15 protein-coding genes are annotated in these 15,173 nt (G+C 59.0%); 14 read left to right on the top strand and 1 reads right to left on the bottom strand.

Annotation, left to right across the window (positions count from 1 at the left end; genetic code table 11):
- Positions 1–79: 79 nt before the first annotated feature.
- From B149_RS0102365 to B149_RS0102385, 5 genes are all read left to right on the top strand, one after another.
- Complete coding sequence (locus tag B149_RS0102365) at positions 80–892, top strand: amino acid ABC transporter permease (RefSeq protein WP_018123556.1); 813 nt, start codon at positions 80–82, stop codon at positions 890–892.
- 24 nt (positions 893–916) lie between these two features.
- On the top strand, positions 917–1,753 hold the full coding sequence (locus tag B149_RS0102370) for a transporter substrate-binding domain-containing protein (RefSeq protein ID WP_018123557.1): 837 nt from the start codon (positions 917–919) through the stop codon (positions 1,751–1,753).
- A gap of 9 nt (positions 1,754–1,762) precedes the next feature.
- On the top strand, positions 1,763–2,668 hold the full coding sequence (locus tag B149_RS0102375) for an amino acid ABC transporter permease (RefSeq protein WP_018123558.1): 906 nt from the start codon (positions 1,763–1,765) through the stop codon (positions 2,666–2,668).
- 99 nt (positions 2,669–2,767) lie between these two features.
- Complete coding sequence (locus tag B149_RS0102380) at positions 2,768–3,019, top strand: glutaredoxin family protein (protein WP_018123559.1); 252 nt, start codon at positions 2,768–2,770, stop codon at positions 3,017–3,019.
- A 2-nt stretch (positions 3,020–3,021) separates the two neighbouring features.
- Complete coding sequence (locus B149_RS0102385; protein WP_018123560.1) at positions 3,022–3,354, top strand: ferredoxin-thioredoxin reductase catalytic domain-containing protein; 333 nt, start codon at positions 3,022–3,024, stop codon at positions 3,352–3,354.
- Between the two features lie 36 nt (positions 3,355–3,390).
- Here the strand turns inward: B149_RS0102385 and B149_RS0102390 are convergent, their stop codons facing one another.
- Complete coding sequence (locus tag B149_RS0102390) at positions 3,391–3,606, bottom strand: hypothetical protein (protein ID WP_018123561.1); 216 nt, start codon at positions 3,604–3,606, stop codon at positions 3,391–3,393.
- 247 nt (positions 3,607–3,853) lie between these two features.
- Between B149_RS0102390 and B149_RS0102395 the strand changes: the two genes are divergently transcribed.
- The 9 genes from B149_RS0102395 to rpsT all read left to right on the top strand — a co-directional run bounded on the left by B149_RS0102395 (position 3,854) and on the right by rpsT (position 15,110).
- Positions 3,854–4,339, top strand: coding sequence for a chemotaxis protein CheW (locus B149_RS0102395; protein ID WP_018123562.1), 486 nt, complete (start codon positions 3,854–3,856; stop codon positions 4,337–4,339).
- 93 nt (positions 4,340–4,432) lie between these two features.
- Positions 4,433–7,912 carry a transcription-repair coupling factor gene (mfd, locus tag B149_RS0102400; protein ID WP_018123563.1) on the top strand — a complete coding sequence of 1,160 codons (3,480 nt, stop codon included), beginning with the start codon at positions 4,433–4,435 and terminating at the stop codon, positions 7,910–7,912.
- Complete coding sequence (locus B149_RS0102405; RefSeq protein WP_018123564.1) at positions 7,909–8,859, top strand: peptidyl-prolyl cis-trans isomerase; 951 nt, start codon at positions 7,909–7,911, stop codon at positions 8,857–8,859. The genes mfd and B149_RS0102405 overlap by 4 nt, the downstream gene beginning before the upstream one ends.
- An 87-nt stretch (positions 8,860–8,946) precedes the next feature.
- Entirely contained in the window at positions 8,947–9,897 is a 951-nt protein-coding gene (locus B149_RS0102410; RefSeq protein WP_018123565.1) for a SurA N-terminal domain-containing protein, read from the top strand.
- A 5-nt stretch (positions 9,898–9,902) separates the two neighbouring features.
- Positions 9,903–10,934, top strand: coding sequence for a helix-turn-helix domain-containing protein (locus tag B149_RS0102415; RefSeq protein ID WP_018123566.1), 1,032 nt, complete (start codon positions 9,903–9,905; stop codon positions 10,932–10,934).
- Positions 10,935–10,946: 12 nt separating this feature from the next.
- A complete protein-coding gene (gene recO / locus B149_RS0102420; RefSeq protein ID WP_018123567.1) occupies positions 10,947–11,708 on the top strand; it encodes a DNA repair protein RecO in 762 nt (253 codons plus the stop codon).
- A 14-nt stretch (positions 11,709–11,722) separates the two neighbouring features.
- Positions 11,723–12,592 carry a glycine--tRNA ligase subunit alpha gene (gene glyQ, locus B149_RS0102425; RefSeq protein WP_018123568.1) on the top strand — a complete coding sequence of 290 codons (870 nt, stop codon included), beginning with the start codon at positions 11,723–11,725 and terminating at the stop codon, positions 12,590–12,592.
- A gap of 35 nt (positions 12,593–12,627) precedes the next feature.
- Positions 12,628–14,739, top strand: coding sequence for a glycine--tRNA ligase subunit beta (gene glyS, locus B149_RS0102430; RefSeq protein WP_018123569.1), 2,112 nt, complete (start codon positions 12,628–12,630; stop codon positions 14,737–14,739).
- A 107-nt stretch (positions 14,740–14,846) separates the two neighbouring features.
- Positions 14,847–15,110 (top strand): 30S ribosomal protein S20, encoded by a 264-nt coding sequence (gene rpsT, locus B149_RS0102435; RefSeq protein ID WP_018123570.1) that lies wholly within the window; start codon positions 14,847–14,849, stop codon positions 15,108–15,110.
- The last annotated feature ends 63 nt before the right edge of the window (positions 15,111–15,173 follow it).

The raw sequence follows: 15,173 nt of genomic DNA on the forward strand, positions 1-15,173 counted from the left end.
ATTTTCTTCTGTTATTTCTCATGCTTTGTGCTAGGGTAATGGTTCCTGAAACGGATAAAACCGCTCGATACGGAGAGGAATGTTGCGTCAGAGTCCCCCAGCGCCGGTGAAAGCCCTTGCCGTCCGGCGAAGCATCATTTTCGATACCGCCAAGTATCTGGCCGTGATGGCCCTCATCTGCTGGGGGCTGTATTCGGCATCCGAGACCTTGGGGTATAACTGGCAGTGGTATCAGGTGCCCAAGTACCTGTACTCCATGGAGGAAGGCTTTGCGCCCGGACCGTTGCTGGAAGGACTGTTCGTGACGTTCCGGATCACGGCGGTAAGCATGGGGCTGGCGTTTCTCATAGGTCTGGGCACGGCGTTATGCCGCATGTCACCGTATGTGTCGTTTCGCCTTATCGCCCGCTGCTACATGCAGATCATCCGCAACTCGCCTCTGCTCATCCAGCTGTTTTTCATTTATTTCGTCGTGGCCCCTGTTCTGGATATGAGCGCGTTCTGGGCCGCGGTGCTCTCCCTGAGCCTGTTCGAAGGAGCCTATGCCTCGGAGATTTTCCGCGCAGGTATAACTTCCATAGACAGCGGGCAGTTCGACGCGGCCAAAGGGCAGGGGATGCCGCCGTTCGTCATGTACGTGCACATCATCCTGCCGCAGGCCATCCGGCGCATCCTGCCGCCGCTCACCGGGCAGGTGGTCTCTCTGGTCAAGGACTCCGCGCTGGTCAGCACCATCGCCATCATGGATCTGACCATGCAGGGGCAGAACATTATCGCCGAGACCTTCCTCACTTTTGAAATCTGGTTTACCGTGGCGGCCATGTATCTCATCGTCACGCTGACCCTTTCGCGACTGGCGGCCGTTATGGAAAAACGGCTGATGCTTACATAAATCAAATCAATCAAGGAGTTGACCATGACAATCTGGAGAACCATCACCACCGGTCTTGCGACCCTGATCGTGATCCTCGGCGTGTCCCACGTTTCCCTTGCCGCAGGGGATGCCAGACAGGAGCTCGCTAAAACGAGCACGTTGGAAGCGGTCATGCAGCGTCAGGCCATCAGAGTCGGTTTCGACACGTTCAAACCGTGGGCCATGAAAGACAAGAGCGGAAAATACGTCGGCTTCGAGATCGACGTTGCCAGAAAACTGGCCGAGGATATGGGCGTCAAGCTCCAGCTGGTTCCCACGCAGTGGAACGGCATCATCCCGGCGCTCCTCGGCGGCAAGTTCGACATCATCATCGGCGGCATGAGCGTTACTCCCAAGAGAAACCTCAAGGTCAACTTCTCCATCCCCTACGAATACTCCGGCATGAGCATCGTGGCCAACAAGCGCAAGGCCGGGGGGCGTGACTCCATCAAGGAGTTCAACAACCCGGAAACGGTTATTTCCGTTCGCATGGGCACTACGGCGCACGTTGCCGCCAAGAACTTCCTGCCCAAAGCCACCCTCAAGGTTTTCAGCGACGAATCCCAGACCATTCAGGAGCTGCTGAGCGGACGCGCCGACGCACTGGTCGCTTCCAGCCCGCTGCCCGAGACGCTTGCCGGTGAATACTCCGACAAGCTGGAACTGCCTCTGGACGAAGACTTCACGAGCGAGCCCATCGCCTTTGCCGTGCGCAAGAGCGACTATGACTTCACCAACTTCCTGAACAACTGGATTCGCGTGAACTTCTCCAACGGCTGGCTCCAGAACCGGTATGACTACTGGTTCAAGTCCAAGGAATGGGAATCCCAGCTACAGTAGCGATCCGTTTTGAATAAAGCAGATTCGCTTCAGGCGAAAAAACTGTTCCGGCCGCTCGACGTCTTCGTCCTGCTGGCGGTTGCCGGGGCGGGCGCATGGTTTGTCTACAAGACAACCGTGGCCCTCGACTACAACTGGAAATGGTCGATAATCCCCCAGTACCTGCTGCGCACGGACGAGGCGTCGGGCGAGCTTGTGCCCGGCCTGCTTATGCAGGGGCTCTTCACCACCCTCAGACTCAGTATCTGGGGGGGCTTGGTGGCGACCGTCCTCGGGCTGGTGTTCGGCCTTATGCGCGTGAGTCCGAAGCTGTTTTTCCGGCAGCTCTCGGTGACGTATGTTGAACTCGTGCGCAACACGCCGCCGCTGGTCATCGTCTTCGTCTTCTACTTCTTCATCGGTGACCAGATTCTGACGCTGTTGAACATGGACGCTCTGGTCGCCTGGCTTTCCAAGGAACCGCGGACGCTCATGCCGATACTTTTTGGTCCGGTGGAGCAGCTGCCGCAGTTCGTTTCCGCCACCATCACCATCGGGCTGTTCGAGGGTGCCTACATCGCTGAGATAGTCCGCGCAGGGGTGGAGTCGGTGGAAAAAGGACAGTGGGAGGCATCCGCGTCGCAGGGGCTGTCACGCTACCAACAGCTGAGGCACGTGGTTCTGCCACAGGCGCTGCGCCGCATGTTGCCCGCTCTTGCCGGACAGTTCATCTCCACCATCAAGGACTCTTCCATCGTGGCGATCATCTCCATCCAGGAGCTGACGTTTCAGGGACTGCAGATCATGGCTGCCACTTACAGAACGTTCGAGATATGGATCACCATTCTCGCCCTGTATTTCGTGCTGACGTTCATATGCTCCACCGCGGTCGATGCGCTGGAGCGCAAGCTGAACTATGGTCGTCCGCAGCTTTGACAGCGACGGCTGAAAAGAGCATAAGGTAGTTTCGCTTAAAGGAATTCGGTATGGATTCTCCGCAGCGAAACCCAAACAAAGATTATTCCGGAGGCCTTCATGAGCAAGGACGTCAAGGTTTACGCACTCAGCACCTGTATTCACTGCAAGAACGCCAAGAGATACCTGGACGAATGCGGGGTGAAATACGACTGCACTTTTGTGGACGAGCTTGAAGGCGACGAACGCCGCCAGACCATCGAGCAGATCAAGGAGCACAATCCCGCAGTGTCCTTCCCGACCATCGTCATCGGCGACAGTGTGGTGGTGGGCTTCAACAAGGACAAGATCAACAAGGCTCTGGAGGACTAGGGATGGAGGTCCGCGAGCTGTATGAGAACCTGAAGAAGATTCAGGAACCCAAGGGATATTACTTCAACGAAGATGAGGACATGACCTTTCCGTTGCTGGAAAGCCTGCTGACCAACAAGGAAAGACTGGGCTACATGGCCTGTCCTTGCCGTCTTGCCAACGGAAGCTTTGAGGCCGACAAGGATATCATATGTCCCTGTGTCTATCGCGAGGCGGATGTTGAAGAGTATGGCGCCTGCTTCTGTGCGCTCTATGTTTCCAAGGAGTGGAACGAAGGGAAGATCGAAAAAGAGGTGGTGCCGGAGCGGCGGCCGCCGGAGAAGATACTCTTCTGAAGATTGAAAAAAGCCCCGGCTAGCCGGGGCTTTCGTTTATACAGCGTATTTTCTTGAATTTCTGAACTGAAGTTCTCGGAGGATGACTCGTTCATACTCCGGATTGACCTCGGAGTCGTTCTGGCCGAAGTTTTCAACGTGTCTCGCCAGTTCCTGGGTTTCCATCCAGAAATCCAGAAGTTCCTCATCTTCTAGACATTTCACCTGCTCTTCCAGAGAGATGTTGTCGTCGGAGCTTGCGTAGTATCCCATACGGATCAGGCCCTCTTTGCTGAATTGTCAGAGAATCGGGTCGCTTAGCGAATTGCTGCCGCATACGTTAGTCTCAAAGGCGGATTGCGTCAACTCCAAAACGCGCTGATTATAACGCCTTCGCGAAAAACGATGAAACGTGCATGTGAGTTGACAAATCGGCCGCTCCTTGCCATTTTTCCTTGGTATACAAAAGCATCCCCGAACAGCGGTTTGCGCATCACAGACAGCGAGAGGATTCCGCATCATGGAAGTTGAAGAAAACGACGTTCAGCATCAGGACGCAGAGCTGATACAGCTTGTCACGTTCACCATCGGTCACGAGGAGTTTGCGGTGGACATCCTGCGGGTCCAGGAAATCATCCGGACCATGGATATCACCAACGTTCCCCGTGCCCCGGAGTTTGTGGAAGGTGTCATAAACCTGCGCGGGAAGGTCATTCCCATCGTGGATCTGCGCCGCCGCTTCGGCCTTGAGTCCCGTAAGCACGACAAGCACACGCGCATCATCGTCATCGAAATCAACATGATGATCGTCGGCTTCATCGTGGACTCGGTATCCGAGGTGTTGCGGATTCCTTCCGGCACCATCGAACCGCCGCCGCCCGTTGTTTCCGGTCTTGAATCGGAGTACATCAGCGGCGTGGGACAGCTGGAAGAGAGGCTTCTCATCCTTCTCGATCTCGACCAGCTGTTGAGCAACGAGGAAAAGGAAGCCTTGAACAAGGTTTAAATACCGAGATCACCAGAATCCGAAAGCCGCCTTTCGCCGGATGCGCAAAGGCGGTTTTTTCGCGTTTCCGCGCACTGGTGGCTGGGAGAGCAAGTGCAGCCGAAAGAATTACAGGACTTTCTGCGCGGCAAGACCGACAGCCTGCGCATTTTCAAGAGCGGCCCCGGCACCAGGGCCTTGCTTGCCCGGGAGCTCGTGGACCGTGGCGAAAACGTCGTGCTCGTGGTTCCGGGCGCGCGTGAACTCAAGGAGTCTCGTGCGCTTTTGGGGATGACCCTGCCGGGCGGCGAAGATCCCAACGCCCCGGCATGGGAGCACGGTCTTGCCGTGCTGCCGCCGTATCCCGCCGCGCGCCCCCGTCCGGAAGAATGGGCGGAACGCTGGGCCGCCATGCACAGCCTTGTCTACGGCAAGCGGCCCATGTGCCTGCTGATGACCGTGGACAACTTCATGACCCGCTGGCCTGATCCTGCAACGCTGGAAAACTGTTGGCTTCCACTTTCCAAGGGCGACGACCTTTCTCCGGAGATGATTCTGGAGCAGGCCGTGAGCTGGGGGTACACCCGGACCAAAATGGTCTCCGGCCCCGGACAGGCCGCGCTTCGTGGCGATATTCTCGACATCCACGCGCCCGGATATCCCATGCCGCTGCGGCTGGAGTTCTTCGGCGATACGCTTGAAGACATTCGCCTTTTCGACGGTCCGTCGCAGCGCTCCAAGGCTGACCTCGCTGAAGCCATGCTGCTGCCGGTTTCGCCCGGCATTGCCGCGGATCCTCATGCATCTGCCGCCCGCAAACTGTGGGAGGAGTATCGCACTCGGGGCGAAATGGGGGCCGACGACGAGAAATTTCTGCGTGAGAAACTCGACCAGTCCGACGGAAACGTCTGGCCGGGGCTGTTTTATCCGGACGCAGGAGGCATCGAAAAACTCTTCCCACCTAAGACCACATTCATCCTCGCTGAAGGCGGGGAGCTTCGCGAACGCATTGAAGACGCCGAACGCAACTGGCGAGGATTCCTGGAGTCCGAGGAGCGGGAACACGGCCGCCGCTGGCCGCTTTCCGCCCTGTGCCGGACGCCTGAGAGTGCTCGGGGGGCTTGGCGCGACGGACGTCAGTTGGTTTTCGAGGAACTGGTCATCGGCACGGAAAAGAAGGGCATTGATCTGCCGGAACGCTCCATTGGTGAATTTGCAGATATTTTCTGGCAGCCCGAGCATCAGCGCAGGCCGTGGCAGGCGCTCATGGAGGGCATCAAGGAATGGAACCGCGCTGGACAGACCACCGTCCTCGGCTTCCGTACCGACCGGTCCCGCAACCGCTTCCTGAGTCTTGCCGAGCCTGAACGTATTCCTTTCGGGCTGGGATTCGATCCTGAAAAGGAAGGCACTTCGGCCGTCATCTCCGGCTTTCGTCACGGAGTTGAGGTCGAGTGGGCCGACATCCGGCTGCTCGGCGAGGGCGTGCTTCAGCCGGAGGCGCCCAAATCCCACCGCGCCCGCGACAAGGCCTTCAAGGGCCTGACCGCTTACGAAGACCTTTCCGACGGCGACCTTCTGGTGCACCGCGACTACGGCCTCTGCCGCTACGGCGGACTGCACCACATGAAGCTCGGCGACGTGGCCAACGACTACCTGCTTCTGGATTTTGCCGGGGACGACAAGCTCTACCTTCCTGTTGACCGCCTCAAGCTCGTGCAGCGGTTCAAGGGGCCGGAGGGTGCGAGTCCTGCGCTGGACAAGCTGGGCGGCACCCGCTGGAAAGCCACCACGACTCGCGTACGCAAGGCCATCGAAAAGATCGCGCATGAGCTTGTTGAGATGTACGCCTACCGCCGCGTGACCAAGGGCTTCAGCTACGGTCCGCTGGACGAGATGTACCACGATTTCGAGGTCGGTTTCGGTTTCGAGGCCACGCCGGATCAGGAGAAGGCCATCCGTGACGTGTTCGAGGACATGGAAAAGCCCGAACCCATGGACCGCCTTGTGTGCGGCGACGTGGGCTTCGGCAAGACCGAGGTCGCTCTTCGGGCTGCGTTTCGGGCGGCCATTGAAGGCCATCAGGTGGCACTGCTGTGCCCCACGACGGTGCTGGCCGAGCAGCATTATCAGACTTTCCTGCGTCGCATGGAAGATTTCCCGCTGCGCATCGGCATGCTCAGCCGCTTCGTGGACCGCAAGCGGCAGAAGACCGTGCTCGAAGCCGCGGCAAGGGGCGAGATTGATATCCTCATAGGCACGCACCGCCTGCTCTCCAAGGATGTGGAGATGCCCAACCTCGGCCTGCTCATCCTCGACGAGGAGCAGCGGTTCGGCGTGCGTCACAAGGAACGGCTCAAGCAGTTCCGCAACACCATCGACGTACTGACGCTTACGGCCACGCCCATCCCGAGGACGCTTCAGTTGTCGCTCTCCGGCCTCCGGGGGCTGTCCGTCATCGAGACGCCGCCCGAGGACCGCAAGCCGGTGAAGACAGGCATTCTGACACGCGAAAAGGCCGAGCTGCGGGGCATTCTCCAAAGAGAGCTGGAGCGCGGCGGGCAGGTGTTCTGGGTGTACAATCGCGTGGAAGGGCTGGAACGCGCTGCTGAATACGTGCGCGAACTGGTGCCCGATGCGCGCATCGGCATGGCGCACGGCAAGATGACCGAGAAGAAGCTCGAAGAAACCATGCACGGCTTCTGGCATGGCGAGCTGGACGTGCTTGTCTGTACCGCCATCGTCGAGTCGGGACTGGATTTCCCCAACGCCAATACCCTTATTGTTGATCAGGCCCAGATGTTCGGCCTCGGCCAGCTCTACCAGCTTCGCGGCAGGGTGGGGCGCAGCGAGCGGCAGGCCTATGCCTATTTCGTGGTCCCCTCGCTTGATGATTTGCAGGAAAAAGTCCGGAAACGCTTGCGGATCATTCTTGATCTGGATTATCTCGGTGCCGGGTTCAAGGTTGCCATGGAAGACCTCAGGCTTCGCGGCGCGGGAAATATTCTGGGCGAGACCCAGTCCGGGCAGATCGCGCGCGTGGGGCTGGACCTTTTCCTCGAAATGCTGGAGGAAGAAGTTCGTCGCGTGCGCGGCGAGGTTTCGGCCAAGGCTTCCGAGCCGGAGCTGAATTTCGTGTTCGAGGCGCATATCCCGAGCGATTACGTGCCCGACTCGCGCGAAAGACTGCGATACTACAAAGCCCTTTCGGGAGCGGCAAACGATGCCGAGCTCACCGAACTGGAAGCCGAACTGAAAGACCGCTTCGGCAGCCTGCCCGAGCAGGTGGACACGTTCATCGGCGTGCTCACGCTCAAGCAGACGCTGGCGCGCCTGCAGGCCGAACGTGCTGAATTGTACCCGGGCCGCGCAGTGATCTCATGGGAAGAAGGCACCGGTCCCTTCACACCGGAAAGCCTCGTCGCGTGGGCCTCGGCGCGTGAAGACCGGGCGCGGCTCATGCCGCCGGCGCGCATCGAGCTTCGTTACGCCGAGGGAGATTCGGTGCGCGAAGCCCTTGAGGCTGCGGCTGTGGAGCTGGACGCACTGGCTGACGAGCGGCCCAACCAAACGACCGAAACGGAATCGAAATGAAACGTTTTATACTGATCTTGACCACCCTTGCCGTCCTGCTGACGGGCTGTTCCCATGATACGACCGAAGTCGGGGTCGTGGCGCGCGTCAACGGCGAGCCCATCATGTTGGATACGCTGGAGTATCTGCATGATCTCCAGTCTCTTGGACAGGAAGGGATGTCCATCCCCAGCGTGGAGATGCTGCGCGAGGAGTACAGCGACATTCTGGCGGATCTGATCGTAGCCACGCTGGTGCGTCAGGAGCTTGAAAAGCTTGATCTGGCCGTCACAGAGCAGGAAATGCAGGACGCGGAGAACGACGTCCGCTCCGACTATCCCGAAGGCGAGTTCGAAACGCTGATCCGTGAGCAGTATATCGACCTGGACCACTGGCGCGATCAGATGCTGGATCAGCTTGCCGCACGCAAATTCATGCAGCAGGTGCTTCGGCCCCGCATCAAGATCGACTACAAGGAAGCCGAGGCCTACTACAAATCGCACATCGCGGACTTCGTCATGCCCGCGTCCATGCGGCTTCTGGTGATACGGGGGCCCAACCGGCAGGTGGTCGAGAGTGCGGTGTCCAAGTTTCGCGACGAGCGGGACAGGGAGGCCCTGCGCACGGCTTTTACCGAGCTTGAAGTTCGCGAACTTGTCATGAACAAGAAGCGGCTTCCGGCCATTTGGAGCGCGGCGCTCAAGGGGCTTGACGAAGGACAGAGCAGCGGCGTCATCAAGGAAAAGTTCGGCTACGAAGCCCTTGTGGTGCTGGAAAGGACTCCTGAAAAGGTGCTCAGCCCCACGCAGGTGTACCCGCTGGTGGAAGAGGTGCTTCTCGAACGCAAGGTCGAGGCCGCTTTCAACGAATGGTTGGAAAAGGCCGTTTCCCAGGCCGAAATCAAGATCAGCAAGCACCTTCTGCGCGAGGCCGCGGATGAAGCGGCCGACAACGCCACGAACGGGTAGCTGCAGTATTGCAGAGCGGGCCCAAAGGGTCTAAAGTACCGCGAAAAAATCCCCCTCGTGAAGGGCGGGGAAACGGAGTTGAGAATAATGCGCAAAATTGCAGCATTGACCATAGGCATCCTTTTGATCTTCGCTTCCGCGGCCATGGCCGAGGAGTATGTCTTTGACCGCATCCTGGTGAAGGTCAACGATGGCATTATCACGGAATCCGACCTCCAGATGAAGCTGAAAAATGTCAAGGAGAAGGCCAAGGAGCAGGGGAAGGAAATCACCCCTGAAGCCATGGAGCAGATCCGTGCCAAGATTCTTGACAAGATGGTCGAGGATCTGTTGCTCGACATGGAAGCCCAGACTTATGGAATTACCGTGGACGATGAGGACATCGACGAAGAGATCGCTTACATCAAAAGCCAGCGGAACCTTTCCGATGAGCAGCTGTTGGAGATCCTTTCGCAAGACGGCCTCACCATCGCGGATTTCCGGGACCAGTTGCGGGACTCCATCAAGAAGAATCGCATCGTGAACCACATGGTCCACAACAAGGTGCTGGTCACCGATACCGAACTCAAACAGGAATACGAGCAAAACATCGACCAGTATTCCACGGGGGAGATGGTTGATATTTCGGTCATCGTCCTTCCCGTTGACGTTGCCAGCGAAGAGGTTCTCAAACGCATAAACGATGGCGAAATGACCTTTGCCGAGGCGGCCGACAAGTATTCCGTGGGCCCCGGGGCCGGAGACGGCGGCAAGGTCAACGACGTCATGCGACAGGCGCTCGCACAAGAGTGGCAGGACGCCCTCAAGGGGTTGGAGCCCGGGCAGATGACGGACCCCACCCTTATCGGTGGCAAGGAGACCATCATCCTGCTGCGCAAGGTCAAGCCGGGTGAAGTGACTCCTTTCAAGGAAGTTAAGGACAAACTGCTCAAGCGCATGATGGCCGAACGCCGCAAGGAAATTTTCGAGGAATACTTTGAGGAGCTGCACGAAAAGGCAGTTATTACGTACATGGACAAGAATAACGGCGGAGAATAAAAGGCATGACATTTCAGGAAATGGGCGAAGAGCTCAGAAAGGCGCGCGAAAGCCGGGGCATGTCCCTGGATGAAGTCGTCGAAATCACCAAGATAAGCCGCAGGAATATCGTGGCGCTGGAAGAGGGCAACACCGACCACTTGCCGCATCCGGTCTACGCCAAAGGGTTCGTCAGGAGCTACGCGCGCCTGCTCGGTCTCGACGGCGAGGAGCTGGCCATGGTGGTGGATCAGATCATTCCGGAAGACGAGGACAACCTTCCTTCCGGGTATGGTGACACAAGGGAGGCGGACAAGGCGCTCGCCGCGCACGAATCCTCCGGCGGCTCCGGAAAGAGTCGTCTGCCTTCAATCCTGCTGTTCATCGTCCTGCTTGCCGCACTCGTCGGGGCTGTTATCTATTTCGGCAAGCTGTACACGGTGCTGGACAAGCCTACCGCCTCGGTGGAGGAGCCTGCCGAAACCGCTACCATGGAAGACTCCTCGGCCAACAAGGCGAGCGAACCGGATCAGTCCGCTTCCAGTGAAGAGTCAGGTGCCAGCCTTGCTGATGAAACGGAACAGCCTAGCGCTGACATCGCTGAAGCCCCGGCCGCCAACGCCGCCGGGGCCAAACAGGAAGCAGTCGGGGGCGCAGACAGTGCCGCGACTCAGGTAGACGCTGCCGATGCGAGGGCTGCAACCGACGCCGCTACGGAAGCTCCCGCAAGGACGGTTGAGGCGGAAGTTCCTGAAGACGTGGAAACCGTCGGCGAGGAAACGGACGAATCGCAGGATCAGTTTCGCTACGCGCACAACATCGTCATCCGCGCAGTGACCGAGGCCGGTACATGGGTCGGGGTCTGGAAGGGTGATGAAGAAAAGCTCTACAGGGATTTCATCCTGCAAAACGGCGAACCGCTTCGCCTCAAGTTCAACAGCAAGCGCCGTATCCGCATCGGCAACGCCGGCGGCGTCGAAGTGACGCACAACGGCGAACCCATGGAACTCAACGCGGAAAAGGGCAGCGTCAAGACGCTCGTATTCGACGTTCCCTAGCCCGGCGGCTTCATGCGGTCCACCGAAAAAGCCATAGTGCTCAAGGTCGGCCGGTTCCGGGAAGCCGATGCCTGGGTCCGCATCCTGACCCCCACCCACGGAATATTCAACGCATTCGCCTTCGGAGGGCTTCGCAGCCGCAGACGCTTTACAGGTTGCCTCGATACCCTCAACCACGTCCTCTTCTCCATTGCAGCCAATAAAACCGGTACCTACTATTCCCTTGAGGAAGGGTCGTTGATTCACGGTTTTCAAGAGGTCAAGAAGAACCCTGCGGTGCAGGGACTGGCGGTCAACTGCGTACAGTTCGTGCGGATGCTCGATCCTTCGCCGGGGCAGGACTCGCGTATAGTGTATGATCTTCTGCTGGAAACGCTGGAGATGCTGGAAGAGAAGCTGCCTTCGGGCGATATGGTGCCGTTTTTGTTCCGGGCCAAGGCCGCTTTCGACCTCGGGTACCGTCCGGCCTTCGACATCTGCGCCTCCTGCGGCAGAGAGGCAGAGGGCATGCGCGCTCCGCTGGTGAGCGTGGAGTCCGGACAGGTGTTCTGCGCCGCTTGTCAATCGCGGCGGAAAGCGGTAGACGGAGTGGTTCGCCGGGTCTCGCCGGGAGTCCTCAGGTCATTGGAATGGATCCGGAACTCCCGCCCCGCCGACTGGGCGCGTCTCGGCATGACCGCTGACGTGGCCCGCCAGAGCCGCCGTCTCATCGAGGCGTTCGTTGCCTACCACCTCGGACTCCAGTGGGAGAACGGGTATTACAAAAAGGTTTGATTCGGAGTTATTGAATGAATTTTCAGGATGTTATTCTGACCCTGCAGGATTTCTGGTCCAAAAACGGCTGCGTCGTCACTCAGCCCGTTGATATCGAGGTGGGCGCGGGGACTTTCAACCCCTCCACCTTTTTCCGGGTGATCGGGCCGGAACCGTGGAATGTGGCCTATGTCGAGCCCTCCCGCCGTCCCACCGACGGACGCTACGGGGAGAACCCGAACCGTTTGCAGCATTATTTCCAGTTTCAGGTGATCCTGAAGCCCTCGCCGGACAACGTGCAGGAGCTGTATCTGGAGAGCCTTGCCGCGCTTGGCATCAAGGCCGACGAGCACGACGTCCGCTTTGTGGAGGATGACTGGGAATCCCCGACGCTCGGCGCATGGGGGCTTGGCTGGGAAGTCTGGCTCAACGGCATGGAGATCACGCAGTTCACCTACTTCCAGCAGGTGGGCGGCATCGACCTCAAGCCGGTGAGCGTGGAGCTGACCTACGGCCTTGAGCGCATCTGCATGTACCTGCAGGAGAAGGAATCCGTCTACGACCTGCAGTGGAACGACCGGGTTACCTACGGCGACGTCTACCACCAGAACGAAGTGGAGATGTCCAAGTACAACTTTGAGCTGTCCAATCAGGACATGCTCTTCGACCTGTTCGACAAGTTCGAGGCCGAGTGCCTGAACCTGTGCGAAGAAGGACTGCCGTGGCCCGCGTACGATTACTGCCTCAAGTGCTCGCACAGCTTCAACCTGCTGGACGCCCGGGGCGCCATCTCCATTACGGAGCGGGCCGCCTACATCGGTCGCGTGCGCAATCTGGCTTCGAAGATCGCCCACCTCTACGCCGCGCAGCGCGAGGAAATGGGCTATCCCATGCTGGGTAAATAACGGCGGCTCACGCCATCAAATAGACGAGACACACCATGGCCGAATTCGTTTTCGAGATCGGAACCGAGGAAATGCCCGCCCGCTTCGTGCCGAAGCTCGCGGCTGAATTGAAACAACTTTTCCGCGCCTCGCTTGAGGAAGCCATGATCGGCTTCGAAAGCGTGGACACCTACGCTACCCCGCGCCGTATCACCGCCCATGTGGTTGGAATCGCCGCGAAGCAGCGCTCCGAGGAAGAGACCGTCACCGGACCTCCGGTGCGTATCGCCTTTGACGAGGACGGCAACCTGACCAAGGCAGGGCAGGGCTTCGCCAAGACGCAGGGCGTTGCAGAGGATCAGCTCTACAAGCTGGAGACCGGCAAGGGTGAGTATCTGGCCGCCACCAAGACCGTCGGCGGTGGAGACACCTTCGACATTCTTCCCGCGCTCTGCTCCAAGGCGTTGGACGGCCTGAGCTTCCCCAAGCGTATGCGCTGGGGCGATTACGACCTGCTTTTCGGACGTCCGGTCCGCTGGCTGCTGGCCCTGCTGGACGACAAGGTGGTCGAGTTTACGCTTGAGAACCTGACTTCGGGTCGCATCACCCGCGGACACCGCGTGATGGGGCCGGGGCCGTTCGAAGTGGCATCCGCTGCCGATTATTTCCGCATCATGCAAGAAGACTGCAAGGTCGTCATCGATCCGGAGAAGCGCAAGAATCTCATCGTCGAGGAAGGCAACCGCCTCGCGTCCGAAGCGGGTGGCAGCATCGTCTGGAAGGACGGTCTGCTGGACGAAGTTGCGAACCTTGTCGAGTACCCGGTGCCCATTCTCGGCGACATCGGGGAAATGTATCTTGAACTGCCCCGCGAAGTGCTGCTCACCAGTATGCAGTCGCACCAGAAGAGCTTCGGCGTGCAGAAGGATGACGGCTCGCTGCTGCCGCATTTCCTGACGACCCTGAACATCGAGCCCCGGGATCGCGCTCTGGTCAAGAAAGGCTGGGAGCGGGTGCTCAAGGCACGTCTTGAAGATGCGCGCTTCTTCTGGGAAGCGGACATCAAGACCGACTTCGAGCACTGGCTCGCCAAGCTGGACAAGGTCGTGTTCCTCGGTCCGTTGGGCAGCATGGGCGACAAGACCCGCAGGCTGGAAAAGGTCTGCGGCTGGGTGGCGGACGAGCTGGGCGACTCCAAGGACGTCCTGCCCGGCGACATTGACCGCTTTGCCCGCGCCGGTCGTCTTTCCAAGGCTGATCTGGTTTCTGAAATGGTCAACGAGTTCGATTCCCTGCAGGGCCTGATGGGCGGCATCTACGCCCGCCGTGCCGGAAAGGGCGATATCGTGGCCGACGCCGTGGCGGAGCAGTATCTGCCCGCCGGTCCGGAAACTCCGGTCCCCTCGACGCTGCCCGGTGCCGTTCTCTCCATGGCCGATAAGGCCGACACCCTCGCGGGCTGCTTCGGCATCAAGAAGGTACCCACGGGCGCCAATGACCCGTACGCTCTTCGCCGCTGCGCGCTGGGCATCTGTCGCATCATCATGGAGCACGGTCTGGACCTCGATCTTGAGCAGCTGTTGCGTCACGCTCAGGCCGCGTACTCCGAGGATGTGAAGTGGAAGGTCACGCAGGAAGAGTCGCTCGAAATGCTGCTGGACTTCTTTGCCCAGCGGCTACGCGCCATGTTCACCGGACAAGGCTTCGCCACCCGCGTGGTGGATGCCGCCATCGGTGCCGGTTACAGCGATATTCACACCCTCAAGGCACGCCTTGAGGCCCTGTCCCGCTTCAGCGAGAGCGAAGGCTTTGAACAGGCGGTGCTGACCTTCAAGCGTGCGGCGAACATCATCCGCAAGCAGGGCGAGGAAGCCGGTCAGGAGCTTACCGGTGGCTTCGACCTCGACATGCTTGAGGACGACGCCGAAAAGGCGCTTGCAGAGCGCATGGAAGAATCCGCTCCGCGCTTTGAGCAGCTCTGGGCCGACGGCGACTTTGACGGGCTGTTCGGTCAGCTTGCGGAACTGCGGCCCAGCGTGGACGCCTTCTTTGACAATGTCATGGTCATGTGTGAAGATTCTTCACTCAGGGCCAACCGCCTGAATCTGCTGAAGGCTTTGGTCGACAGGCTGGGACGCCTTGCCGACTTCAATGCCCTTCAGGTCTAGAAAATGCTTGACAAACGGGGGCAGTGCTAGATAAGTAGCTCTGCCTTCGCTTTGAAAATACCGTTTTTTAACGCATAAGAATAAGACAAGCTTGAGGAGAAGTACCGTTGGCTAACCACAAGTCCGCCGTAAAAAGGCACCGCCAGAGCCTGGTCCGTAACCTGCGCAACCGCATGGCCAAGACCCGCATCAAGAATTCCGTCAAGGCCGTCCAGACTGCCATTGAAGAAAAGGATGCCGCCAAGGCTACCGAAGCCATGAAGGAAGTCACCTCCGTCATGGACAAGGCCGCCCGCAAGAAAGTCATCCACTGGCGTCAGGCTCAGCGCCGCGTCTCCCGTCTGCAGCAGGCCGTCAACAAGATCGGCTAACTGCTCGGACGTCTTCCGACTTTCAGAACCCGCTCTGCTTCGGCAGGGCGGGTTTTCGTGCTT

The sequence above is a fragment of the Desulfovibrio oxyclinae DSM 11498 genome, from assembly GCF_000375485.1.
GTDB lineage: Bacteria > Desulfobacterota > Desulfovibrionia > Desulfovibrionales > Desulfovibrionaceae > Pseudodesulfovibrio > Pseudodesulfovibrio oxyclinae.